This window comes from Stenotrophomonas sp. NA06056 (genome assembly GCF_013364355.1).
Lineage (GTDB): Bacteria > Pseudomonadota > Gammaproteobacteria > Xanthomonadales > Xanthomonadaceae > Stenotrophomonas.
Map to the genome: position 1 here is coordinate 981,960 of NZ_CP054931.1, position 23,379 is coordinate 1,005,338.

The 23,379-nt window shown below is 64.5% G+C and carries 19 protein-coding genes and 1 riboswitch; of the genes, 8 read left to right on the top strand and 11 right to left on the bottom strand.

The window, feature by feature from the left end:
* The first annotated feature begins 137 nt into the window (after positions 1-137).
* Together HUT07_RS04285 and HUT07_RS04290 are read left to right on the top strand one after the other, a co-directional pair.
* The gene (locus tag HUT07_RS04285) at positions 138-1,466 is read left to right on the top strand and encodes an MFS transporter (RefSeq protein ID WP_176019888.1); all 1,329 of its coding nucleotides are present in this window, start codon (positions 138-140) and stop codon (positions 1,464-1,466) included.
* A 28-nt stretch (positions 1,467-1,494) separates the two neighbouring features.
* Complete coding sequence (locus HUT07_RS04290; protein ID WP_176019889.1) at positions 1,495-1,845, top strand: DUF1304 domain-containing protein; 351 nt, start codon at positions 1,495-1,497, stop codon at positions 1,843-1,845.
* A gap of 504 nt (positions 1,846-2,349) precedes the next feature.
* Here HUT07_RS04290 and HUT07_RS04295 read toward each other — a convergent pair.
* From HUT07_RS04295 to HUT07_RS04305, 3 genes are all read right to left on the bottom strand, one after another.
* Positions 2,350-2,817 carry a hotdog fold domain-containing protein gene (locus HUT07_RS04295; RefSeq protein WP_176019890.1) on the bottom strand — a complete coding sequence of 156 codons (468 nt, stop codon included), beginning with the start codon at positions 2,815-2,817 and terminating at the stop codon, positions 2,350-2,352.
* Positions 2,818-2,881: 64 nt separating this feature from the next.
* Positions 2,882-5,359, bottom strand: coding sequence for an acyl-CoA dehydrogenase (locus HUT07_RS04300; RefSeq protein WP_176019891.1), 2,478 nt, complete (start codon positions 5,357-5,359; stop codon positions 2,882-2,884).
* Positions 5,356-6,273: an alpha/beta hydrolase gene (locus HUT07_RS04305; RefSeq protein ID WP_176019892.1), complete on the bottom strand. Its 918-nt coding sequence runs from the start codon at positions 6,271-6,273 to the stop codon at positions 5,356-5,358. The genes HUT07_RS04300 and HUT07_RS04305 overlap by 4 nt, the downstream gene beginning before the upstream one ends.
* Positions 6,274-6,415: 142 nt before the next feature.
* On the opposite strand from HUT07_RS04305, the gene HUT07_RS04310 reads away from it, so the two are divergent.
* The 3 genes from HUT07_RS04310 to HUT07_RS04320 all read left to right on the top strand — a co-directional run bounded on the left by HUT07_RS04310 (position 6,416) and on the right by HUT07_RS04320 (position 9,228).
* Positions 6,416-7,018, top strand: a complete 603-nt coding sequence (locus HUT07_RS04310; RefSeq protein WP_025877807.1) for a TetR/AcrR family transcriptional regulator — start codon at positions 6,416-6,418, stop codon at positions 7,016-7,018.
* 207 nt (positions 7,019-7,225) lie between these two features.
* A complete protein-coding gene (locus HUT07_RS04315; RefSeq protein WP_176019893.1) occupies positions 7,226-8,545 on the top strand; it encodes a hypothetical protein in 1,320 nt (439 codons plus the stop codon).
* 38 nt (positions 8,546-8,583) lie between these two features.
* Positions 8,584-9,228, top strand: a complete 645-nt coding sequence (locus tag HUT07_RS04320; protein ID WP_176019894.1) for a 2OG-Fe(II) oxygenase — start codon at positions 8,584-8,586, stop codon at positions 9,226-9,228.
* Between the two features lie 61 nt (positions 9,229-9,289).
* Here the strand turns inward: HUT07_RS04320 and HUT07_RS04325 are convergent, their stop codons facing one another.
* The 4 genes from HUT07_RS04325 to HUT07_RS04340 all read right to left on the bottom strand — a co-directional run bounded on the left by HUT07_RS04325 (position 9,290) and on the right by HUT07_RS04340 (position 14,941).
* Entirely contained in the window at positions 9,290-9,886 is a 597-nt protein-coding gene (locus HUT07_RS04325; RefSeq protein ID WP_176019895.1) for a GNAT family N-acetyltransferase, read from the bottom strand.
* Between the two features lie 55 nt (positions 9,887-9,941).
* Positions 9,942-12,698, bottom strand: a complete 2,757-nt coding sequence (locus HUT07_RS04330) for a TonB-dependent receptor (RefSeq protein ID WP_176019896.1) — start codon at positions 12,696-12,698, stop codon at positions 9,942-9,944.
* A gap of 374 nt (positions 12,699-13,072) precedes the next feature.
* A complete protein-coding gene (locus tag HUT07_RS04335) occupies positions 13,073-13,927 on the bottom strand; it encodes a hypothetical protein (RefSeq protein WP_176019897.1) in 855 nt (284 codons plus the stop codon).
* Positions 13,928-14,047: 120 nt separating this feature from the next.
* Entirely contained in the window at positions 14,048-14,941 is an 894-nt protein-coding gene (locus HUT07_RS04340) for an Hsp33 family molecular chaperone HslO (protein WP_176019898.1), read from the bottom strand.
* Between the two features lie 77 nt (positions 14,942-15,018).
* On the opposite strand from HUT07_RS04340, the gene mtgA reads away from it, so the two are divergent.
* The 3 genes from mtgA to HUT07_RS04355 are packed head-to-tail and all read left to right on the top strand — an operon-like array spanning position 15,019 to position 17,215.
* On the top strand, positions 15,019-15,768 hold the full coding sequence (gene mtgA, locus HUT07_RS04345) for a monofunctional biosynthetic peptidoglycan transglycosylase (protein ID WP_176019899.1): 750 nt from the start codon (positions 15,019-15,021) through the stop codon (positions 15,766-15,768).
* A gap of 36 nt (positions 15,769-15,804) precedes the next feature.
* Positions 15,805-16,824, top strand: coding sequence for a glycosyltransferase family 2 protein (locus HUT07_RS04350; RefSeq protein ID WP_176019900.1), 1,020 nt, complete (start codon positions 15,805-15,807; stop codon positions 16,822-16,824).
* Positions 16,784-17,215: a CBS domain-containing protein gene (locus HUT07_RS04355; protein ID WP_176019901.1), complete on the top strand. Its 432-nt coding sequence runs from the start codon at positions 16,784-16,786 to the stop codon at positions 17,213-17,215. Before HUT07_RS04350 ends, HUT07_RS04355 begins: the two co-directional genes overlap by 41 nt.
* Positions 17,216-17,708: 493 nt before the next feature.
* On the opposite strand, the gene HUT07_RS04360 is transcribed toward HUT07_RS04355, so the two are convergent.
* The 4 genes from HUT07_RS04360 to HUT07_RS04375 all read right to left on the bottom strand — a co-directional run bounded on the left by HUT07_RS04360 (position 17,709) and on the right by HUT07_RS04375 (position 23,093).
* Entirely contained in the window at positions 17,709-19,682 is a 1,974-nt protein-coding gene (locus HUT07_RS04360; RefSeq protein WP_176019902.1) for an AsmA family protein, read from the bottom strand.
* A 112-nt stretch (positions 19,683-19,794) separates the two neighbouring features.
* Complete coding sequence (locus HUT07_RS04365) at positions 19,795-20,433, bottom strand: hemolysin III family protein (RefSeq protein WP_176019903.1); 639 nt, start codon at positions 20,431-20,433, stop codon at positions 19,795-19,797.
* A 96-nt stretch (positions 20,434-20,529) separates the two neighbouring features.
* A complete protein-coding gene (locus HUT07_RS04370; RefSeq protein ID WP_176019904.1) occupies positions 20,530-22,134 on the bottom strand; it encodes a peptide chain release factor 3 in 1,605 nt (534 codons plus the stop codon).
* 74 nt (positions 22,135-22,208) lie between these two features.
* The gene (locus HUT07_RS04375; RefSeq protein WP_176019905.1) at positions 22,209-23,093 is read right to left on the bottom strand and encodes a M23 family metallopeptidase; all 885 of its coding nucleotides are present in this window, start codon (positions 23,091-23,093) and stop codon (positions 22,209-22,211) included.
* Positions 23,094-23,231: 138 nt separating this feature from the next.
* Positions 23,232-23,350, top strand: a riboswitch (SAM riboswitch).
* The last annotated feature ends 29 nt before the right edge of the window (positions 23,351-23,379 follow it).

Below are 23,379 nucleotides of genomic sequence, written 5' to 3' on the forward strand. Positions count from 1 at the left end.
GGTCGTGACACTTCGTTGCAGTCATGGGGGGGCCTGTGCTGGCGATGTTGCAGTGCATTGGATAACGTACGCGCTTCACTGCCCCCGGAGCCTGCCATGCCGCTGTCCAACCGCCGTTTGCTGGCGAGGGGAGCCGCGTGAGCGCGGCCTGGACAGGCGGCCCGCTGAAGAAGCTGGTCGCAGCGCTGCGCGAGTCGCCGGCGCTCTGGTGGTCGTTCCTGTACTTCTTCTGCCTGCTCAGCGGTTACTACGTGCTGCGCCCGGTACGCGAGGCGATGGCCGCCTCGGCCGACCTGGAGACGGTGTTCCCACCGGTGCTGATCGCCTGGTTCGCCAGCCACGGCATCGCGCTGAAGGACTTCGTCCTGCAGTTCCTGTTCTCCTGCGTGTTCGTGATCATGCTGGTACTGCAGCCGGTGTACGGCTGGCTGGTCAGCCGCTTTCCGCGGCGGGTGTTCCTGCCGGTGGTGTACGGCTTCTTCATCGTCACCCTGCTGGGCTTCTACGTGCTGTTCGACAGCGGCATGCCTGGGCGTGGCATGGCGTTCTTCTTCTGGATCACCGTGTTCAACCTGTTCGCGGTGGCGGTGTTCTGGAGCTTCATGGCCGACGTGTTCTCCAATGCGCAGGCGCGGGCGTATTACGGCTATATCGGTGCGGCCGGCACCATCGGCGCCTTCCTGGGCCCGATCATCACCAGTGCGCTGGTGCAGCGCGTGGGCATCGCCAACCTGATGCTGGTCTCGGCCGGCTTCCTGGCGATCTGCCTGCTGAGCATCTGGCGGCTGCGGCACTGGGCGGTGCTGCGCGAGCGCGAGCAGCAGCTCGTCTCCGGTGAAAAGCCGATGGGCGGCAGCGTGCTGGATGGCCTGAAGCTGATCGTGCGCGAGCCCTTGCTGCGCTGGTTGGCGATCATGGTGGTGTTCGGCGTGGGCGTCGGCACCTTGCTGTACAACCAGCAGGCCACCATCGTGCGTGCCTCGTTCACCGATGCAGGTGCTGCCACCGCGTTCTTCTCGCGCATCGACCTGGCGGTGAACGCGCTGGCGTTGCTGATGCAGCTCGGGCTGACCCGCTGGCTGCTGTCTCGCCACGGTATCGCCCCGGCGTTGCTGATTCCCGGCTTCGCGATCCTGATCGGCTTCTCGGTGCTGGCCGCTTCACCGATGCCGTTGATGGTGGCGGTGGTGCAGGTGATGACCCGCGCCAGCGAGTTCGCCCTGGCCAAACCAGCCCGCGAAACCATCTACACCCGCGTGGACCGCCAGTGGCGCTACAAGGCTGGCGCAGCGATCGACACGGTGGTCTATCGTGGTGCCGATCTGAGCTTCGCCTGGTTGCACAAGGGGCTGTCGCTGTTCGGTTCGCACGTGGTGTTCATCGGTGGCGTTGCCGTAGCCGGGTTGATGACCCTGGCGGCGTTCGGTGTGCTGCGCGAAGAGAAGAAGCTGCCGCGCGACCGCTGAGGTCGCACCCCTTCCAAGGAGAGAGACGATGTCGCTGATCGCGCTGCTGTTGACCGTGCTGGTCGCTGTGCTGCACTTGTACTTCCTGGTGCTGGAGATGTTCCTGTGGACCCGCCCGCTGGGCCTGAAGACGTTCCGCAATACGCCGGAGAAGGCAGAGACCACGCGCGTGCTGGCGGCCAATCAGGGCCTGTACAACGGCTTCCTGGCCGCGGGCATCGTGGTGGGGCTGGTGCTGGCGCAGCCGGTGCTGGTGACGTTCTCGCTGGTGTGCGTGGTGGTGGCGGGGTGCTATGGCGCGTACAGCGTGAGCCGTCGCATCTTCATGATCCAGGCGGTGCCGGCGATCCTGGCGTTGGTGTTGCGCGCGCTGGCGTAGTTTCCAGCCAACGGCGCAGCCCCTCGTGGGTTGGTCGCGTAATGCGGGTCATGGGGCTGGCCGGGCGGGGGGGGGGGGCAGGGGACGCCGTAAACCCATCCCTGGGGGCTTGGCCGCGGCATCCATGCCGCGGACACCCCTGCCCAGCCCACCCGCCCGGCCCCTGACAGTTTCCGTGTGCGGCCAGCCCACGGAGAAGAAAAAGAAGATCAAGAGCAACAGCGGGTCGCTGCGCTCGTGGGTTCTGCGCGCATGAAAAAAGCGGCCACCGGGCCGCTTTTGTTTTTGCTTTTGCTCTTCTTTTTTCTCTTGCGTGGGTGGACGCCGCAGAGAACTGCCAGAGGCCGGAGGGGTGGGGCCGGGCGGGGTATCCGCGCCATGGATGGCGCGGCTAAGCCTACACGGACGTACTTGCGGCGTCCCCGCCTGGCCCCACCCCTCCGGCCCAACCGATAAATCGCATCCCGCGTCCACCCACGAGGGGCTGCGCCGTTCGCGGGAACCTCACTTCGCCGGCGACACCCACATGTCGATCACCGCACTGAACACCTCCGTGCCCGCGCGGTCGCGCACGCTCACCGTCACCGGCAACGCGTAGCCTTCCGTCGCCACCGCGATCGGCTGCGCTGGCAACGCTACCGCGTGCAGCGTGCCACGCGCCTTGGCCAGGTACTGCACCTGCATGCCCTTTGGAATCCAGCGCATGCCCTTGGGCAGTGACGCGTCGACCATCAGGCCGGCGGTCAGCTCGGCCAGGTTGCACATCGCGATCGCGTGCACCGTACCGATGTGGTTGCGCACCTTGCGGCGGTCGGCCAGCGTGCCCTCGCAGCGGCCGTTCTCGAGGAGAGTGATGCGCGGGGCGATGCTGGCGAAGTAGGGCGCCTTGAAGCACACCGCGCGCGAGAACAACCAGTTGCCGGCGGGCCAGCGCTGCAGGCGGTGGTAAAGCGTAAGCAGTGGAGCGGACATCGGGGGTCTCCCTAAAGAAACGGCGGACCGAAGTCCGCCGTTGTCGTTTACATGGTGGCTTCGATCACGCGGCCTGCGACTGCGCGCCCTTCTGCTCGCGCTTGTAGTAGCCCGCTGAGCGCAGCTCTTCCGGATCGAAGTCGTCCACGGTGATGGTTTCCAGGGTGAGCGTACGCAGCTCTTCGAGCAGGGTGCGCTCGTCCTGGGTGATCACGCCTTCGGCCACGGCCTCGTCCAGCTGGGTGACGAAGTCCAGCGCCTCGATGCCCTTGGTCTTGAGCGCCTTGATGAACTTGCGCTCCACCGGCTCGGCCATGATCGCCTTGCTCAGGTAGCTGTTGATGCGGCCGCCCGGGTTGTTCTCGCATGGGGTCAGGAACACGCCGCTGGCGAGGCGGTCGCGGGCTTCGTTCGGTGCCATCAGCAGGGCGGCCACGCGGCGGCTCAGGCGGTCACCCGGGGCCTCGGCACGACGGCCCAGCGGGAAGATCAGCGCCCACATCAGCCAGCCGATCGGACGGATCGGGAAGTTGCGCAGGGCGGCCGACAGCGATTCCTCGATCTTGTGCACGCTGTCATGGAAGGCCCAGGCCAGCAGCGGCTGGTCGGCCTGCGGTGCGCCTTCGTCGTGGTAGCGCTTGAGCATGGCGCTGGTCATGTAGACGTGGCTCAGCACGTCGCCCAGGCGGCCAGACAGCGATTCCTTGAACTTCAGCTTGCCGCCCAGCGTCATCATCGAGATGTCGGCCATCAGCGCCAGGTTGGCCGAGTAACGGTCCAGCTTGCGGAAGTAGCGGCGGGTGTAGGCATCGCCCGGGGCAGCACCGAAGCGCGCGCCGGTCAGGCCGAACCAGAACGAACGCACGGCATTGGAGATGCCGAAGCGGATGTGGCCGAACAGGCTGCGGTCGAAGTCCTGCAGGCCGGTACGGGTGTCCGGATCCTGCGCGGCCTTCATTTCCTTCAGCACCCACGGGTGGCAGAGGATCGCACCCTGGCCGAAGATCAGCAGGCTGCGGGTCATGATGTTGGCACCCTCGACCGTGATCGCGATCGGTGCGGCCTGCCAGCTGCGGCCGGCGAAGTTGCGCGGCCCCAGGATGATGCCCTTGCCGCCGATCACGTCCATCACGTCCGAAATCACTTCACGGCTCATGTTGGTGCAGTGGTACTTGGCGATCGCCGACGGCACCGACGGCACGTCACCACGGTCAACAGCGGCAGCGGTGGCCTGCGACAGCGCGCTGATCTTGTACGCCTTGCCACCAATGCGGGCCAACGCTTCTTCCACGCCTTCGAAGCGACCGACCGAGAGGCCGAACTGCTTGCGGATACGCGCGTAGGCACCGGTCACCACCGCGCCGGCCTTGGCGCCGCCACTGGCGGTGGAGGGCAGGGTGATCGAGCGGCCGACGGCCAGGCACTCGTTGAGCATGTTCCAGCCCTTGCCGGCCTTCTCGGCGCCGCCGATCAGCTGGGTCAGCGGGATGAAGACATCCTTGCCACGGATCGGGCCGTTCTGGAAGGTCGAGTTGAGCGGGAAATGGCGACGGCCGATTTCCACACCGGCGGTGTCACGCGGCAACAGGGCCAGGGTGATGCCGATATCGCGGGTGCTGCCGATCAGGCCATCCGGGTCGTACATGCGGAAGGCCAGGCCGATCAGCGTGGCCACCGGGGCCAGCGTGATGTAGCGCTTGTCGAAGGTGAGCTTGACGCCGAGGACCTGCTCGCCGTTCCACTCGCCCTTGCAGACGATGCCGTAATCGGGAATCGAGGTCGCGTCCGAGCCGGCGAACGGACCGGTCAGGCCGAAGCAGGGCACTTCGCGGCCATCGGCCAGGCGCGGCAGGTACTGGTCTTTCTGTTCCTGGGTGCCGTAATGGTTGAGCAGCTCACCCGGGCCCAGCGAGTTCGGTACGCCCACGGTGGAGCTGACCACGCTCGATACCGACGCCAGCTTCTGGATCACCTTGTGGTGGGCCAGCGCGCTGAAGCCCAGGCCGCCGTATTCCTTCGGAATGATCATGCCGAAGAACTTGTTCTTCTTGATGAAGCTCCACAGCTCCGGCGGCAGGTCGGCATGGACGTGGGTGATCTCCCAGTCGTTGACCATCCTGCACAGCTCTTCGACCGGGCCATCGAGGAAGGCCTGTTCTTCAGCGCTCAGCTGCGGCTTGGGGTAGTTCAGCAGGATGTTCCAGTCCGGGTCACCGGTGAACAGTTCGCCTTCGAAGCCGACCGAGCCGGTTTCCAGGGCGATGCGCTCGGTCTGCGACAGCGGCGGCAGCACCTTGCGGAACACCTTCATCATCGGGGCGGTCAGCAGCGGCTTGCGGATGAACGGCAGCAGCAGCGGCACGACGATCACGGCCAGTACGGCAGCAGCGACGATGGTGGCGGTCTGGTTGACGTAGGGAATGAACCAGCAGGCAACCAGCAGGGCCACGCTGATCAGCGTCCAGGTCAGCAGGCGCATGCGGTGGTAGGCGACGAACGCGCCTGCCAGCAGCAGGGCGAGGAAGGGAATGACGAGGCTCATGAGCGTGCTCCGGTGACGTGCTCGTTTATGGCGGACGAAGCTGCAGCATCCGCTGCGGGCAACACGTCCAGATAGTCCAACACAGTAGCGGTAAAGGCGTCGTTGTCATCACCGGCGACCATGTGCGTGGCCTGCGGCAACTGTACGTGGCGTGCGTGTGGCGCCAATGCCAGGAATTCGGCCACGGTCTGCGGGGTGACCAGGTCGCTGCGGCCACCGCTGACCAGCAGCAGGGGACACTTCACCTGGCGCGCGGCCTCGGCCAGCGCGTCCTGGTGCTGCTCGCTGTCGCGGGCCAGCTCGGCCACCAGGCGCGGGTCCCAGTGCCAGCGCCAACGGCCGTGGCCATCTTCGCGCAGCAGGGCGCGAAGCGAATCCTCGGATTTGCGCGGGCGGTGCGGCATATAGGCTGAAATCACGTCGGCCGCCTGCGCCAGCGAGGCGAATCCTTCCGGATGCGCGGTCATGAAGGCGAGGATGCGCTCGACCCCGGCGGTGTCCCAGCGTGGGGTGATGTCTACCAGCACCATCGCCGAGAACAAACCGGGCCAGCGCGATTCGGCCAGCAGGCCAAACAGGCCCCCCATCGAAGCGGCGACCAGTACCGGCGGTCGCGGCTGTTCGCCGGCCAGCACGATCAGGTCATCGGCGAACTGTTCGCCGTGATAGGGCAGGTTGGCCGGATTCCAGTCGGAATCGCCGTGACCCCGGGCGTCGTAGGCCAGGGTCTGCAGGCCCGCGGCGGACAGGGCCTTGGCGCTGCTCGTCCAGGCGTGGCGGGTCTGGCCAAAACCATGCGCGAACAGCACGCGCCCGCGACGGCCGACCGTACTGGCGGTTGCAGCCAGCGAGGCGCCGTGGGCAGCCTCCAGGTGCAGGTCATGGAACGCAGCGGGAGTAGGGGACATAACCATACTCGCTAGTATGGATTGCTTCGGCAGGAAGTCAATACTGTACGGTATGGTGCGCTGCAGGAATCCCTTTTGACCCAGCTGCCGACGGTTTCGGCCGCAACCGCGTACTGCAACGAACCCCGGCGTATGGTTAAATCAGCGAATGAATCAACCTGACGCTTCCGCCGGCGAACCGCGTGCCGGCCGCAACAGCCGCCTGAGTGCCGAAGACTGGGCCCAGGCGGCCCTCGATCTGATTGCCGAGCAAGGTGTGAGTGCCGTCGCGGTGGAGCCGCTGGCGCGCCGCCTTGGCGTGACCAAGGGCAGTTTCTACTGGCATTTTCCCTCGCGTGATGCGCTGCTGCAGGCTGCGTTGGAACGCTGGGAACTGTTCGAGCAGGAACAGGTGTTCGGCAGCCTTGAAGACGTGCCGGACCCGCGCGTGCGACTGCGCCAGCTGTTCCAGATGGTGGCGCACGAAGTGCAGCCGCACATCATCTACAGTGAGCTGCTGAAGGCGCTGGACCATCCAATGGTGCGGCCGGTGATCGACCGTGTGTCGCAGCGACGGCTCGACTACCTGATCGCCTCGTTCCGCCAGGCGGGCCTGAGCTCGACCGATGCCCGCCATCGCGCACGCCTGGCCTACGCGGCGTATGTCGGCTTCCTGCAGCTGTCGTTGCAGCTGCAGCAGCCCAAGCAGGCGCGCGAGGATTTCGAAGCGTATGTCGAGCATCTCATCGATACGTTGATTCCGAACGGCTGAGCGGTTCTCCTGAACTGGCAGTCAGGTCGTCTGCATACACTGCGATACATGCGTGGCAACGGCCTCTTCGGGGGCCGTTTCTGTTTGCAGGTGCGCCTTGCAGGCTACAGCGCGCGATGATCTTCTGTTCCCAAGCGTGCTTGACATCAGCCGGGCATCTATCAAACATGCGGATTGAAATGCTGGCCACTTCAAGGAAGGTGTGGGATGTTCAAGGCATGGAACGATGCAATCATTCCAGCGTTGGCGCGAATCCGTGACTCCCCGTTGCAGGCGGTTATCGATCAACGCCTGTCACTCTTCTCCCAGGCGATCGGTGCCAAACGAATCCGGTTGATCCCGCACCCGTTGGTGTTTGATCGGGATGAATACGATCGGATTACCGCAGGTGCGCTGCATATCCTCAGTGCCCAGGCAAAGCTGGTCGCTGCACTACGTGCCCGGCAGTCGGCCGGGGAGATGATGCAGCGCCTGGGCCTGCCGGCGGCTTGGGAAAAGTACGTCGACTGGACACAACTGGCGTCTGGCCAACATCGCGTCGTACGCGTCGATCTGATCGCAAGCGCGAGTGGTCACCATATCTGCGAGTTCAACTTCTCGGCGGCCGTGGGCGGCGGAGAACTGCATGACTATTACCGGGTTTTTGCAGATGTAATCGGCTTTCCTCGTTCTGAGTGCGATATCTCACCGTTCGAGAACCTGGGATGCCTCTACCAGGCAACGCAGGTACGGCAGCCATTCGAGAATTTGGTGCTGCTCGACTGGAGTTCGCATGCCGCGTTGGGTTATCCCAACCCGTCCCTCTGTCGCCAACAACTCATGCGCAGTCTTCCTGGTGTCGACATCCAGATTCATGATGAGCTGAGTCTGGCGACGGCCTGGGCGGCACGAAGCGATCTGTCGGACGCGCTGATCCACCGCTGTTTCACCTATGACGACGTGACGGCCAACGCCACGCTCTACGATGACCTGGTGGAGCGCGGTGCGCGCTTTTCCAACGGGCTTGAAGCCGAACTGCTGATGAGCAAAGGCTGGCTGGCCTTGCTGTGGGATACCGCCCACCATGCATTGTTCAATCCTGAGGAAATCGCTGCAATCAAGACGTTCCTGCTGCAGAGCTGGGAGGTTCGCGCCGAGGATCGACAATGGATGCTGGCTGAGAAGGACCGGCTGATCTTCAAGCAGAAGAACTCCTATGGCGGCAGCGGCATCGTGCCGGGTGGCTCATTGACCGGAGAAGCGCTGTGGCAGGAGCTGCAGCAGGCCGGCTTGGACAGCTGGATCGCCCAACGTTTTGCTGACAGTCCTGAGGTAGTCCACGCCGTAGACAACGATGGTGCATCGGCTGCGCACAGGCAGGTACTGGGACTGTATCTGCACGGCCAGCGGCCCAGTGGCATCGTCGTACGCTCCGCGCGTGGTTCGTCGGTCGTCAATGCAGGCAGTGGCGCTTGCGCGGGTTGGGCGCCGGTACTCACCGCGGACGAGCGCGAGAGTCTGTCCGATAGACTTCATTCGATGCGTTGACATTGTATTCCCCCCACACCCATGGAAAGGAGTAGGTGATGAGTGAAGCAGTAGCCACGGAAGCGACGACGTTGTTCCAGCAATACGCCGAGGAGCTCCAACGCACCGGTAGCACGTTGATTCCGGCAGGGCTGGTATTCACCGAGGAAGAGATTACGCGGCTGGAAGGACTGCAGGCGCAGATTCCAGAAGAGGCGGTGACCAATGGTGATGCTGGCGATACGCACGACATCTACGTCCGCCGCATCATGCTGGATCTCGCGGGTGAGATGCCGACGTTGGTCAATCAGCCTTTTTCCGGTGCGATCACTGACATTCTGTCGGCGGAGCCGCGTCGCTCATGCCTTGCGGAGCTGTTCCAATCCAACGATCCGTACTTCATCCGCCGCTGTCAGATGAACCGGATGACCGCCAACTCCTTCATCGGCCTGCACCTGGATGCAGCCAGCAACCCGGACTACGAGTACTCGGTCATCGTGCAATTGGGTCGTGCATTTGAAGGTGGGGCCTTCGTTGTTCATACCGATGACGATCAGCAGCACGCCTACATGGCGTCCTATGCGTCGGTGCTGGTGACCAACTGCAGGTATCGCCATGAGGTCAGCACGGTGCTGTCCGGCGAACGCAACTCATTGGTGTATTTCTACTCCAAGCATGGTGGAGTGAACCGGCGCAGCGCGTAGTACGTTCACCCGGCTGCGACGCGGGTCTCCGCGCGCAGCTCCGGTCTGATCGCAGGCGAGCTCATGCAGCCGGGACAGGCTCGGTGACCGGCTGTGTGAGTGCGTGTTCCATCAGGCAGAAGTCACGCGCGTCGTAGGTCATCCGTTGGCGGCGCTGGAAGCCCAGCGAGCGAGCCATGGCCAGCGCAGCGGCATTGTTTTCATCGGTGATGGCTACAACGCGGTCTGCGTCACCATGGCGCCGCATCCAAGCCAATGCCGCAGTGCCTGCCTCGGTGCCGATGCGCCGGCCCCACGCATGTCTGGCGAGCGTGCAGCCGAATTCGGGCAGGTCCGCGTAACCCGGGGGCATTGCGCGGTGTGTTTGGGCAAAGCCGAGTTCGCCGCAGAACGTACCCTGCTCGCGATCACGAATGGTCCAGTAGCCGAATCCGGTGAACTCCCAGTGGCCAACGCAGCGGAGCACGCGGCTCCAGGTTTCACTTGCATCAAACGGACGATCGCGGATCAGTCGTACCACCTCTGGATCCTGCCACATGGCGACGCAGTCAGCGAAGTCATCGTGTTGGTGGCGTTCAAGAATCAGCCGGGTGGTGACAATGCGCGAAGGGGCAATGATTTTTTTCATCGGCATTTTTCTGTTGGCGTTGCGATCCATAAAAAACAACGGCCCCTTTCGGGGCCGTTGCTGCATCAGCTGATCAGCGGATCGATCAGAACTTCTGCTTGTACTGCATGTACATGTAGCGGCCCGGCAGGTCGTACTGCGGGTCGAACATGTTGTACGAGGTCGAGTACGAGACCGGCGGATCCTTGTCCCACACGTTGTTCAGGCCGACCATGATGGTGCCCTTCCAAGGAGTGTTGTAGCGGAACTGGATGTCGTGGTAGGTGGTGGCACCCATGTGGTTCTTGCCGTTCTGGCCATCGGAGCAGTAGCCCACCAGGTCAGAGTCACGCACCGGATCGAACGGGCAGTCTTCGGTCATGCCGGACTTGTAGCGCAGACCGTAGTTCACGCCGAAATCGCCGTAGGTCCAATCAACGTACAGGTTGGAACGGACACGCCAGTACGGATCCTGGTCGAGGTAACGGCCGGCGCGGCCATCCAGCGGTGCATCTTCGGTCGACTTCGTGTCCCACTTGGACAGGTAGGTGCCGTCCAGGCTGATGGTGAACTGACCGAACGAGGTTTCCGGCAGCTTGTACAGGATACCCAGATCCCAGCCTTCCACCTTGTACGACGACAGGTTCTGCAGCGGCATGTCGACGTTGGTGATCGTGTAGCGCTGGGTGGCAGTGCCGTAGTTCGGATCACGGGTGATCAGGCCACAGTAGGCGGCCTGTTCCTGCGGGGAGCCACCGTAGCAGCGATCCATGATGTCCTGGATGGCCGGGCGGGTGATCGCGTCTTCAATCTTGATCTGCCACCAGTCCAAGGTCACGTTCAGGCCCTGGACGAAGCTCGGGCTCCACACCAGGCCCAGCGTCTTGCTGGTCGAGGTTTCCGGCTTCAGATCCGGATTCGACTTCCAGGTGAACGCTTCCGGCGTCTGCTTGTTGGCGCCGCTGCCGGCACCCGGCTGCTGGAAGTTCGCCGGTACGCCTTCAGCGGCACACTGCGCAGCCACCGCACCGGTGCGACGACCGCTGGAGGCCGAGCACGGATCGGCATAGGTTTCGAACGAATCAGCGTCGCCGCGATACAGGTTGTTGATGCTCGGTGCGCGGAAGCCTTCGGAGTAGTTACCACGCACCATCAGGTCGTCGATCGGCTTCCAGCGGAAACCAAACTTGTTGTTGGTGGTGTTGCCGAAGTTGCTGTACTTCGAGTAGCGCGAAGCCACGCTGAAGTCCAGCAGCTTGGCACCCGGCAGGTCAGCCAGAATCGGAATCGACAGTTCCAGGAAGAACTCGTCGAGGTCGTAGGAACCCTTGGTCGGTGCAGCACCGTTGCCGGTGCTCAGGCCAGCGGCAATGAACGCGTCCGGATCGAACTGGCCGCTTTCCTTGCGGCCTTCATAACCGGCTGCAAAGCCCAGCGCGCCGGCCGGCAGCTGCACGATTTCACCGGAGATGTTGGCGTAGTAGCTCTTGGAAACCAGGCTGGCCGAGTCATGCGCGGTGAAGGAGGCGTAGTCCAACGCTTCCTGCGAGATCGAGCCCAGCCCGCCCAGCGGATTCATCGGCACGCAGCCCGGAATGACAGCGCCACCTGCGGTCAGACAGACGGCCTGGCCATCACGGATGGCCGACGGGCCATAGGCCTCGTTCAAGCGCTGGACATTGAACAAGCCGTAGGTGAGGTCATTCTGGTCGGTCTTGTCGTAACGGTAGCCGACGTCCCAGTCGAAGTTACGATCGGCGAATTCGAAGAAGCCTTCGAAACCACCGTAGAAGTGCCAGTTCTTGACGTTCTGGTTGAACGAACGGCCGCCGGTTTCATTGAAGCGGCGATTCACACCAGTCAGATCCACACCGTACGGGTTGTAGATGCTGCTGGCGCTCAGGCGACGGCTGGTCACCGGCATCGCCGCGAGCAGCTGCTCGGACTTGCGCTCGTTGTACATCGCCTCAGTACGGAAGGTGATGTTGTCGGTGACGTTGTAGGAACCGGTAGCGAACAGCGAGGTACGCTCGTTCGGGGTCAGCAGGTAGTTGTCCGGCGAAGTGTTGTAGCCGTGCACATTGGCGTCGAACAGAGTTTCAACGCCATTGACGATGACGTAGCGCTCGTCATTGCGGATGTAGGAACCCGGGATGCCGGTGCTGCTCTGGCCGCCAAAGAACGGGGGGCCGCCTGCGGAGATCTTGCGATCACCCGCCATGACTTCCTTTTCGTTCACATAGGACACACCCAGCACCAGCGATGCGCGATCGGTGGTGGTGCCGATGGTGAAGTCGGCTGCTTCACGCTCGCCGTCGCCTGCGCTGTACTGGCCCTTGTAGAAGTTCGCTTCGGCGCCGTCGAAGTTCTGCTTGGTGATGATGTTCACCACGCCGGCGATGGCGTCCGAACCATAGATGGTCGAAGCGCCGTCCTTCAGGACGTCGATGCGCTCGATCATCGCGGTCGGGATGGTGTTCAGGTCGACGCTGCCGTCCAGGCCGGTGGTCCAGCGGCGGCCATTGACCAGCACCAGGGTGCGTTCGGCACCGAGGTTGCGCAGGCTGACGCCGGCCGAACCGTCACCGCCGTTGTTGAACGTACGGTTCAGAGCGGCGCCGTTGGCGGCAACGCGCTGCAGGATGTCGGCGACCGAGGTCACGCCCTGCTTTTCGATGTCAGCGCGGGTCAGGCTCAGGACCGGCTGCGAGGTTTCGATATCGGTGCTCTTGATGCGCGAACCGGTTACCGAAATGCGATCCAGGTTGGTCGCTTCCTGCGCCTGGGCTGTTACGGACGTCGCCGCACCGGCGATCAGCGCGACGACGACAGCGTCACGCAGCTTGTTGGACTGGAAATTCATTGGCTCTCTCTCTCCAAGAAATCTTGGCTGGGGTAGTGCCTGCGCGGCGGAGCCCAAAAGAGGGCTCCAAAATCGCGAGGCTGAATCGATAGTAACGGCCCTCTGCCAAAAATTAAAGCTGCGTTAATTCACGGTGTGATCACACATGAATGCGCTTCGATTTCTTTTATTTCAATGAGTTATCCTGGTGCGTGGGCGGGTGCCACTGCGTCTACCCGCGTCCGAGGCACAAAAAAGTTTCAGTTGATGCATGTCGTGATGTATCCGTTTGTAACGGGTGAGTGCTTTTCGCACTTGACAGACGCGTCCAGAAACAATTCGGGCGCCCCAGGGCGCCCGATGTTGAACACAGCATGTTCGCGGTCAATAACCGGCTAGAGGTCCTGCTCGTAGCGGACGTACGGCACGGTGCCGTCATCGTTGCTTTCGTTGCGCGGGGAGAACGGGTTCTTGCCGCGACTGATGACGTTTTCCGCGCCGACGGTGAGCTGGCCGGACCACGGGGTGCGCCAGGTCAGGCCGATGCCCAGGCCTTCCCACTTGCCAGGCTTGCCCGGAACGTCAACCACCCGGCCGACGATGCTGCCGCTGAAATTGCCGTAGCCGGCGCCCAGGCTCAGGCTCTTGCTGTCCCAACGGTCAACGATGGCCGGTGAGGCGTCAGCCAGTGGTACCAGGCGTGCCTTGGCATACGTGCCGGCGATGGAGACAAAGCCTTCGCGACCGATGTTCTTCTGTGCGAACACGGTCAGGTCATTCTGTTCGGCGCGCAGCGACGGGGTCTTGCTGGGCGTCGCCAGCCAGGCGGGCAGTGTCTCGCGGCCGGTGCCAGCCGTGATTCCCAGGCGTCCGGTGCCGCGGTTGAGCGCGGCGGTACCGGTCAGGCGTCGGTTGGAGCCGATGGCGTCGTCGTCGTCGCCCAGGCTGGCCAGCATGCAATGGCTGGCCAGTCCGCTGATGCTGGACCCGCTGCTGCTGTTGCACAGCAGGCCCAGCGAGTCGCCCGAGGACAGGCCGAACGCTGCATCGAGCGAATTGCGGCCGAAATGCCAACGCGCGCCCACGGCCTGTTCACCGGTCGGCTCCAGGTACAGCAGGGCCTCGACCTTGCCACTGCCCTTGTTCCAGACCGGAATCACGGTGCGGGTGTCCTTGCTCTGCGCGTGCACGCCCGTGATCGCGCCAAGGGCGATCAGCAGGGCCAGCGGTAGACGCAGGAAGGTACGCATCGGACCAGTTCAGACAGGGACAGACAGTGAAAGTTCCCGCTGGGGCGGGAACTCGATCCTAGGGTGTTTATGAATTCTTAACAAGCCTTGTTCCTCCCCAGATACAAGACTCATTCGTTTTTACTGAAGACGTTCAGGTGCCGGTACAGCCCCCTGGGCACCGTGGAACAGTATGCCGAACTCCGTCAACGGAAAGTGATACTCCTGTCCGCAGAATTCGCAACGCACGTCCACCGCACCGGTGTCTTCGGCGGCGGCACGGGCCTCGTCCTCGCCCAGCGAATACAGCATGGAGGCGACCCGTTCACGCGAGCAGGAGCAGGCGAAGGACAGGGCCTTGTCCCCCACCAGCTCCGCCTTCTCCTCGTGGAACAACCGGTGCAGCAGTTCTTCGGCCGGGGTGGCCAGCAGCTCGGCCTTGCCCAGGGTGTCGAACAGCGCGCTGGCGCGGGCCCAGCCGTCGTCGTCGCCCTCGTCGCCCGGCAGCTTCTGCAGCAGCAGGCCGGCAGCGCCGTCGCGGCCGGCGGCCAGCAGCAGCCGCGTCGGCAACTGCTCGGACTGGCGGAAATAGTCCTCGAAGGCTTCATCCAGTTCCGGCGCAGTCAGCGCCACCAGGCTCTGGTAGCGCTGCGGTTCGCGCGGGTCCAGGCCGGGGTTCTCGATGGTGATGGCCAGCAGAGCGTCCTGGCCCAGGTCGGTCAGGTCGCGGGGGGCGTCACCGCCTTCAGCCAGCTGGACGATGCCGCGCAGGGTGCCGGCAGCGGTGCATTCGGCGAACAGGGTGCGCAGGGCGGTATTGCTGCGCAGCTGGATCGACAGGCGGCCGTCCACCTTGGTGTGGCCGGTGAACAGCGCCGAGGCCACGCAGGCCTCGCCGAGCAGTTCGGTGGCACTGTCCGGATACTCGCCGTGGGACTGGATGTCCTGCCAGGTGGCCTGCAGGCGCACGTGGACGCCACGGACACCGGCGTCGGGGAGCAGGAAACGGATAAGGGAATCGGATTGGGCGGTCATCGGCTCACATCGCGCGGAAACGGGGATGGTTGCCGGATAATGCGCCGACAACCAGGCATAAGAAGGATGCACCAGTAATGGGGGCAGGGGGAGAGCAGGACAAGGTAGTGGCCGCCGCCGACACGGCGCCGCGTCGGCGCTGGCGCTGGAAGCGGCTGCTGTGGCTGCCGGTGCTGTTCGTGGCCTTCAGCTGCCTGCAGGTGCTGGTGCTGCGTTTCATCGATCCGCCGCTGTCCACGGTGATGGTCTGGCGTTTCGGCGAGGCACTGGGTGAAGGCGACTGGTCCTACCGGCTGCATTACCAGTGGCGGGACCTGGACCAGATGGCGCCGAGCCTGCCGATTTCGCTGGTGGCCGCCGAGGACCAGCGCTTTCCGGACCACAGCGGGTTCGATCTGCAGGCCATTGAAAAGGCGCGTGATCACAATGCGCGGGGCGGGCGCCTGCGCGGGGCCAGCACGATCAGCCAGCAGGTGGCCAAGAACCTGTTCCTGTGGCAGGGACGCAGCTGGATCCGCAAGGGCCTGGAGGTCTGGTACACGGTGCTGATCGAAGCCTTCTGGCCGAAGCAGCGGATCCTGGAGATGTACGCCAACATCGCCGAGTTCGGCGATGGGGTGTATGGTGCCCAGGCGGCGGCGCAGACATTCTGGGGCAAGGATGCCGCGCGGCTGAGCCCTGCGGAGAGCGCGCGTCTGGCGGCAGTGCTGCCGGCGCCACGCCGCTACAACGCGGCAAAGCCCGGCCCCTACGTGCAGCGGCGTGCAGCGTGGATTCAGCGGCAGGCACGGCAGCTGGGTGGCGCGGGGTATCTGGCGGAGGACTGAGGGGCTGCACGCCCGTCAACGACGTACAATCGCGCGATGACCCGCGAACGCCTTACTTTCGTCATCGCCGCGCACAACGAGGCGCTGGCGCTGCCCCAGCTGCATCCGCGGCTGTGCGCGGTACTGGATGGCCTGGTCGGAATCGATGGACACATCCTGTACGTGGATGATGGCAGCAGTGACACGACCTGGTCGTTGATCACCGCGCTTGCCCAGACCGATCCGCGGGTATCGGCACTGAAGCTGTCGCGCAATTTCGGCAAGGAGGCCGCGTTGACCGCCGGCCTGGACCAGGTGCGCGAAGGCGCGGCGATGATCCTCGATGCCGATGGCCAGGATCCGCCGGAACTGGTGCCGCACTTTGTCGAGCGCTGGCGCGAAGGCTACGACAACGTCTACGGCACCCGCCTGTTGCGCGACGGGGAGAGCTGGAGCAAGCGTGCGACCGCATCGATGTTCTACCGGGTGATAGGGCGCCTTTCGCGTACGCCCATTCCTGCCGATACCGGCGATTTCCGTTTGTTGTCACCGCGCGCGCTGAGCGCACTGCGCGAGATGCGCGAACGTCACCGGTTCATGAAGGGGCTTTTCAGCTGGGTCGGTTTCCGTCGCATTGCGGTGCCGTATCACCGGCATGCCCGCTTGGCCGGCACCAGCAAGTTCAGCCTGTGGCGGCTGTGGAATTTCGCGCTGGAAGGCATCACCGGTTTCTCGACGGTTCCGCTGCGGGCGGCGACCTACATGGGGTTGGCCACCGCGGGCGTGGCGTTCGTGTTTGCCATATGGGTGATCGCCAAGGCAGCGATTTACGGCGACCGTGTGGCGGGGTGGCCGACCATGATGGCGGTGATCCTGTTCCTGGGAGGCGTGCAGTTGATCGCGCTGGGGCTGATCGGCGAGTACCTGGGGCGCCTGTACGAGGAGTCCAAGCAGCGACCGTTGTACCTGGTTGACGCATGGCTGACTCCTTCCGTGGCAGACTCGGGACTGCAACCCACCCTGGGAGGGCAGGCAGATGACGTCGGTACGGCAACTGTTGGACGGCAAATCCCCTGAAGTACATGCGGTCGCGCCCGGCGCGGCGGTGATCGATGCGATCCGGCTGATGGCGCAGAAAGGCATCGGCGCGGTGCTGGTGATGGATGGACCGCGACTGGTCGGGATCCTGTCCGAGCGAGATTACGCACGCAAGATCGTGCTCCACGATCGTTCGTCACGCGATACCGCAGTGTCGGAGATCATGACCGGGAAAGTCGTGACGGTGACCCCGGGTGAGCAGGTGGAACACTGCCTGCAACTGGTAACCGATTACCGCATCCGCCATCTGCCGGTGGTCGAGGGCGGGCAGGTGCTGGGGGTGATCTCCATTGGTGACCTGGTGAAGTCGGTGATCGATGCGCAGCGGCGCGAGCTGGATCAGCTGCAGCAGTACATCGTGGCGGGGTGAGTTTGTCGCTGGCGGGCCTGCGGCCCGCCGGCCCGCTGGCCCGCTCTTCCAAGCAACTGCCAAAGCCGAAGCCAAAGCAGCGCCTTCCTGTTACGCAGCGGAGGCGGAGGGCATGGCCGTGCAGGACACGCCGTAAACCCATCCATGGGGGCTCGATGGCGCCATCCATGGCGCCAACGGTCCTGCACGGCCATGCCCTCCGCCTCAGGACACGTTCCTGCGAGCGCGGTGGCTTTCACCACGACAATCCGCGGTTGGTGGATGCCAACCTCGGTTGGCACAGCTTCTGATTCTGCTTTTTTCTTTTGACTTTGAATTCCTGCTCTCGTTCCGCGCGCTCAGGAAACTGTCGGGAGGGGTGCGGGTGGCCCAGGCAGGACCGTTGGCGCCATGGATGGCGCCATCGAGCCCCCATGGATGGGTTCACGGCGTGTCCTGCCTGGGCCACCCGTACCCCTCAAGCCAAAATCAACAAAGGCGCCGAACGCCCGCTCTACTTCGCGTAGTGCCCACCGCAGTCGGCATTCTTGCCCGGGCCAAGTTCGATGGTGGCCAGCAGTGCCGCTGGCGGCGCGATGCTGCCCAGCGTCAACGCCACCGCCCCCCGGATACCCAGCGCCTTGAAGTCCGGACGGAACGATGGGTCCTTGAACGTGCCGCCGATGCGCAAGGGTGAGCGCAGCACCAGGATGCTCCTGTCCTTCGGTCGGGGCTTCAGCAGCAGGTCCAGCGTTTCATCGCGCAGGCTGACATCGCCCTCGCCGAGGATGATCGTGTCGGTGGTGTCCACTGCCATCGACCGGGTATGCATCAGGCCCTCGCGTACGCCGAAATCGGCGAACGCGCAGCGCAGCGGAATCTGCTTGTCGCCGGTGAACAGGAATTTCAGCGACTCGGTGATGTCCAGCCCCGCCACTTCCATCAACAGGTTGCCGACATGGCCGCGGCCCATGCCCAACGCCACGTTGCCGCTGCTGCTGCCAAGCATCGCCGCGATCGAGTTGCCGTTACCGGTCAGGTCAATGTCGCCACTGATACCACCCTTGGCCTGCTCGGCCAGCTTGGCATCGGGGAACAGCTGGCCCAGTTGCACGCCACGCACGCTGGCCTTCAGTGAAGTGGCAATCTGTGGCCGACGTGCGTCCATGCGGATCGTGCTGCGGATGTCGCCGCCTGCAACGCCGAAGTTCAACGGATCCAGCCGCAGCACGCCATCATCCAGCAGCAGGTGCGCATCCATGTCGTCCAGCGGCAGCTTCGGCGCATTGATGCGCTGCGCCTTCCAACGCACGTCGGCATCCATCGCACGCAGTTTGCCCAGGTTGTACGGTGTGGCCGGCAGCACCTTCGCGCTGGCAGCCACGCGGGCAGCCTCGGCCTTCTGTTCTGCATTGGCGGTCTCACCGCCGCCGGTCTTCGGGGGCGCGCCAACGAAGCCGGCAAGATCATCGAAATCGAGACGACGCGACACCAGGTTCGCGGTCATCCGTGGGCGCTCCCGGGACACGTCGAACTGCACATCGCCCCCCAGGTCACTGTCGCCGACCTTGCCGGTGAAGCGCTCGTAGCGCCATACCTGATGATCGCGCTTCAGGCGGCCCTCCAGGGCATACGGCGGGGAAGGCGGAATGGCGATGCCCAGCAGTGGATACAGGTCGGCCAGGTCGTTGCCGCTCAGCGCGAACTGCAGGTCGAATACCTGCAGCTGGAACGGGTTGGTCAAGGTGCCGCTGGCGACGGCGTGGGTGGCACCGGCGCGGCCATCAAGATGGATGCGGAAGGGGTGGGCGCTGTCGGTCAGTTCCAGCGGCGATTCGGTGCCACCGCTCAGGATGAAGGGATTGCCCTGCCAGCGCCCCTTGCCGGCGACCAGCAACGGTGGTGCGGCGTCGGCCTGTTTCGGTTCGCCGCTGCGCACGTTCACCAGGATATCGGTGCGGCCGAGCGCGTCGAGGAACTGCAGGCGGCCATCATCGATACTCAGGCGCTTGAGCTGCGGCGTGGTGCCGCCATTGCTGTCGCCGAGGAAATTCCAGTTGCCCGGGTCGCCTTTCCGCGGTGCCGTCTCCAGCAGTACGTCAGGGCGGGTCAGGCGGACTTCGGGCAGTTGCACGCTACCGCGCAGCAGTGGCCAGACCCGCACGTCGATCTCGACCCGGTCGGCGCTGGCCATGTTCGGCTGCTTGGCCCAGGGCGCATTGGCAAAGGTGAGGGTATCGGCACGCACGGTGGTGGTGCGGCCCAGGTCGACATCCAGGTTGCCGATATGCAGGACGCGCCCCGTACGCGCCTGCACCGCACGTTCCACCGGGCCCTTGAACCAGTTCCAGTCCCACAGAGCGATGAGGACCAGCAGTGCCGCGAACAGGAACACCAGTGCGGCGAGCCAGCGCTGCCCACGTGGACCGGGGCGGCGCAGGCGCCAGCGCGACGCCTTGGGAGCAGCAGGAGCAGAGGCAGCATTCACGCTGCCATGGTTGCCCTGTCGGGGTGGACGGGGCGCGAAGCGATCATGTAGATGGCGTGCAGAGTGGACGCCTGCTTGCCGGGCAGGGCCCGGCGCTACCGCAGATCAGCGGTCACAGCACCTGTCGGGTCACTGCGACGAAGTGGCAGACACTGCCGCCGATCACGAACAGATGCCAGATCGCATGCGAGTAGGGAATGGATTCGCGGTGGTAGAAGTAGGTGCCCAGCGTGTAGGACAGGCCGCCGCCGAACAGCCAGGCCAAGGTGCCGCCATCGATCGAAGCCCACATCGGCTTGATCGCCACCACCACCAGCCAGCCCATGGCGATGTAGATCACCGTGGACAACACCTTGAAACGGCCGGTGTAGAACAGCTTGAACACCACGCCGCCGAGCGCCAGCGCCCAGATCGCGGTGAACATGCCCCAGCCCCAGGGGCCGCGCAGGCCGATCAGGGTGAACGGCGTATAGGTACCGGCGATCAGCACATAGATCGCGCAATGGTCGAACACCTTCAGGCGGCCCTTGGCCTGCGGGTGCTGGATGGCGTGGTACAGCGTGGAGGCGGTGTACAGCAGCAGCAGGGCGATGCCGAACACGATCGCGCTGGCCAGTTGCCAGCCATCGCCGTAGATCGCGGCCAGGGTGATCAGTACCGCGCTGGCGGCCAGGGCAAGCACCGCACCCAGGCCGTGGGTCAGGGCGCTGGCAATTTCTTCACGGATCGAAGCAACGGAAGTCGTGGACATGGCATGGGCATCATCTGCAGGGAGGGGGACCCGCACCCCCCTATCATCGCCGCGATGGCGGGCGCGTGCACCCCCGCCACCGTATGGTCGCTGCAATCAGTTGCCGGTGACCGTATGCGCGGCTTCACGGGTTGCCGAGAAACGCACGTCCGGCGCGCGTTCCTGCGCCAGCTGCAGGTTGACCCGGGTCGGCGCCAGGTAGACCAGGTGGCCGGCGGCGTCGAGGGCCAGGTTCAGCGCGTTCTTCTCGCGGAACTCTTCCAGCTTCTTCTCGTTGCTGCAGTGGACCCAGCGCGCCGTGGTCACGCTGACCGGCTCGAAGGTGGCTTCCACACCGTATTCGTCCTTCAGACGGTAGGCGGCCACATCGAACTGCAGCACACCCACCGCGCCCAGGATCAGATCGTTGCTGGTCAACGGACGGAAGAACTGGGTGGCGCCTTCCTCGGACAACTGTGCCAGGCCCTTCTGCAGCTGCTTGAGCTTGAGCGGATCGCGCAGGCGGGCGCGACGGAACAGTTCCGGTGCGAAGTTGGGGATGCCGGTGAAGGTGATCGCTTCGCCTTCGGTGAAGGTGTCACCGATGGAGATGGTGCCGTGGTTGTGGATGCCGATGACATCGCCCGGCCACGCCTCGGCGGCGATTTCACGGTCGCTGGCCATGAAGGTCAGCGCATTGGCCAGCTTCATGTCCTTGCCCGTACGCACGTGCAGGGTCTTCATGCCGGCAGTGAACTTGCCCGAGCAGACGCGCATGAAGGCCACGCGGTCACGGTGCTGCGGATCCATGTTGGCCTGGATCTTGAACACGAAGCCGGTCAGCTTCGGCTCCTGCGGCGCGATCTCGCGACCGGTGGTGGAGCGCGCCTGCGGCGACGGTGCGTGTTCGGCGAAGAAGTCCAGCAGCGGCTGCACGCCGAAGTTGTTCACGCCCGAACCGAAGAACACCGGGGTCTGCTTGCCGGCCCGGTAGGCCTGCAGGTCGAACGGGTGGCTGGCGCCCTGCACCAGTTCCAGTTCGTCGCGCAGATCGGCCAGCATCCGCTCGCCGATCTTCTCGGCCAGCCCGGGCGAATCGATCGACGGGAAGATGGTCGAATCCTGACGGGTGAAGTTGCGGCCCTGCTCGTAGAGATGCACTTCGCCGGTGATCAGGTGGACCACGCCCTTCAGGCGCTGACCCATGCCGATCGGCCAGGTGACCGGTGCGCACTGGATGCCGAGCACGCTTTCAACCTCATCCAGCAGGTCGATCGGCTCCTTGCCCTCGCGATCAAGCTTGTTGATGAAGGTCATGATCGGGGTGTCGCGCAGGCGGCACACTTCCATCAGCTTGATGGTGCGCTCTTCCACGCCCTTGGCCACGTCGATCACCATCAGCGCCGAGTCCACCGCGGTCAGCACGCGGTAGGTGTCCTCGCCGAAGTCGGCGTGGCCCGGGGTGTCGAGCAGGTTGATGATCTTGCCTTCGTACGGGAACTGCATCACCGAGGAGGTGACGGAGATGCCGCGCTCCTTTTCCAGCGCCATCCAGTCCGAGGTGGCGTGGCGGGCAGCCTTGCGGCCCTTCACCGAACCGGCCATCTGGATCGCGCCGCCGAACAGCAGCAGCTTTTCGGTCAGCGTGGTCTTGCCGGCGTCAGGGTGGGAAATGATGGCGAACGTGCGGCGACGCGACGCTTCGGTGGCGACTTCGGACATGGCAGTGGCGCCCGCACGGGGCGCTTTTCAAAGAGATAAGCGCCCGATTATACCGGCCTGCCGGCGTCGGCGGGTCAGCGCCCAGCGCTGGCGTCGCCGCTGCCCTCGCGGGCGAAGTGCAGTTCGCCCTGCGGGGCGAGGATGCGCACTGGCACTGAACGCAGGCCCATGCCGCGGTTGAGCTGCACCACGAAGTGCAGGTGCGGGGCGGTGCTGTAGCCACTGTTGCCGGACAGGCCGATCGGCTGGCCGGCCTGCACCGCTTGGCCGGGGCGGACCCGCATGCCGCCGGCCTGTAGGTGGGCGTACATCGCCATGCTGCCGTCGCTGTGCAGGATACGAACGAAGTTGGCGCGTCCGGCATCTCGTTCACGATCCACGCCATTTCCGTGGAAACCGTCCTGTACCTGCATCACCGTGCCCTCGCGGGCGGCCAGGACCTGCGTTGCTTCGGGCAAGGCAAAGTCGATGGCGTCGCGGTTTTCCTCGTCATCGTGACTGAACCGGCCTTGCGGGGCCTGATCCACACGAAGCTGGGCAGCCTCGAAGGGCAGGCGATAGGCGACGTCTTCGGCGTGCGCGGCCGGATTGCCCGGCACCGATTGCAGGCGAAGGTCCAGTGCCTTGCCGCTGGAAGGGGAGGGAAGGTGACCTACCACCAGACTGCTGGTGGCCTGCACCAGTGACTGCAGCGGCAGGCCCTCCATCTGCGTGCCGGGGGCCGCGCGCAGCTCGATCTGCACCGGGCCGGACAGGGGATTGTCGATCCGCGCCTGCCACTGGTCGCCCAGCGACTGCAGCCGCAGTCCCACCTGGGGGGCGGGGATGCCGTTGCCTGCGGTGTCGCCGGTCAGCTTGCGGTCTGCCAATCCCCAGCCCTGGCGCCAATCGGCGGCGTTCACCGTTGGGCTTGCCACTACAGGCAGCAACAGCAGGCACAGCAGGCGCAGGCGCGACATCGACAACTCCGGAGCAATGGACCGCCGTGACTGTACGCAAGCGGCTCCCGGGCGGGTAGTGTCGACGGGTCGTGCTTCATTCATCGCTTTATCCGCATGAAGGGATTGACATGGCCGGAAAGGGCTGGCATCGTGGCTACACCATCGAGACCGGCAGAGGGACAGGCCCTTTGAAGCCGGGGCAGCCCGCAGACGCGAAAGCGCCTGCGTAGGTGCCAAATCCTGCGGGGACCGTGGCGTCCACCGAAAGATGGTTCGAACCTGCACACAACGTGCATGTCGAACG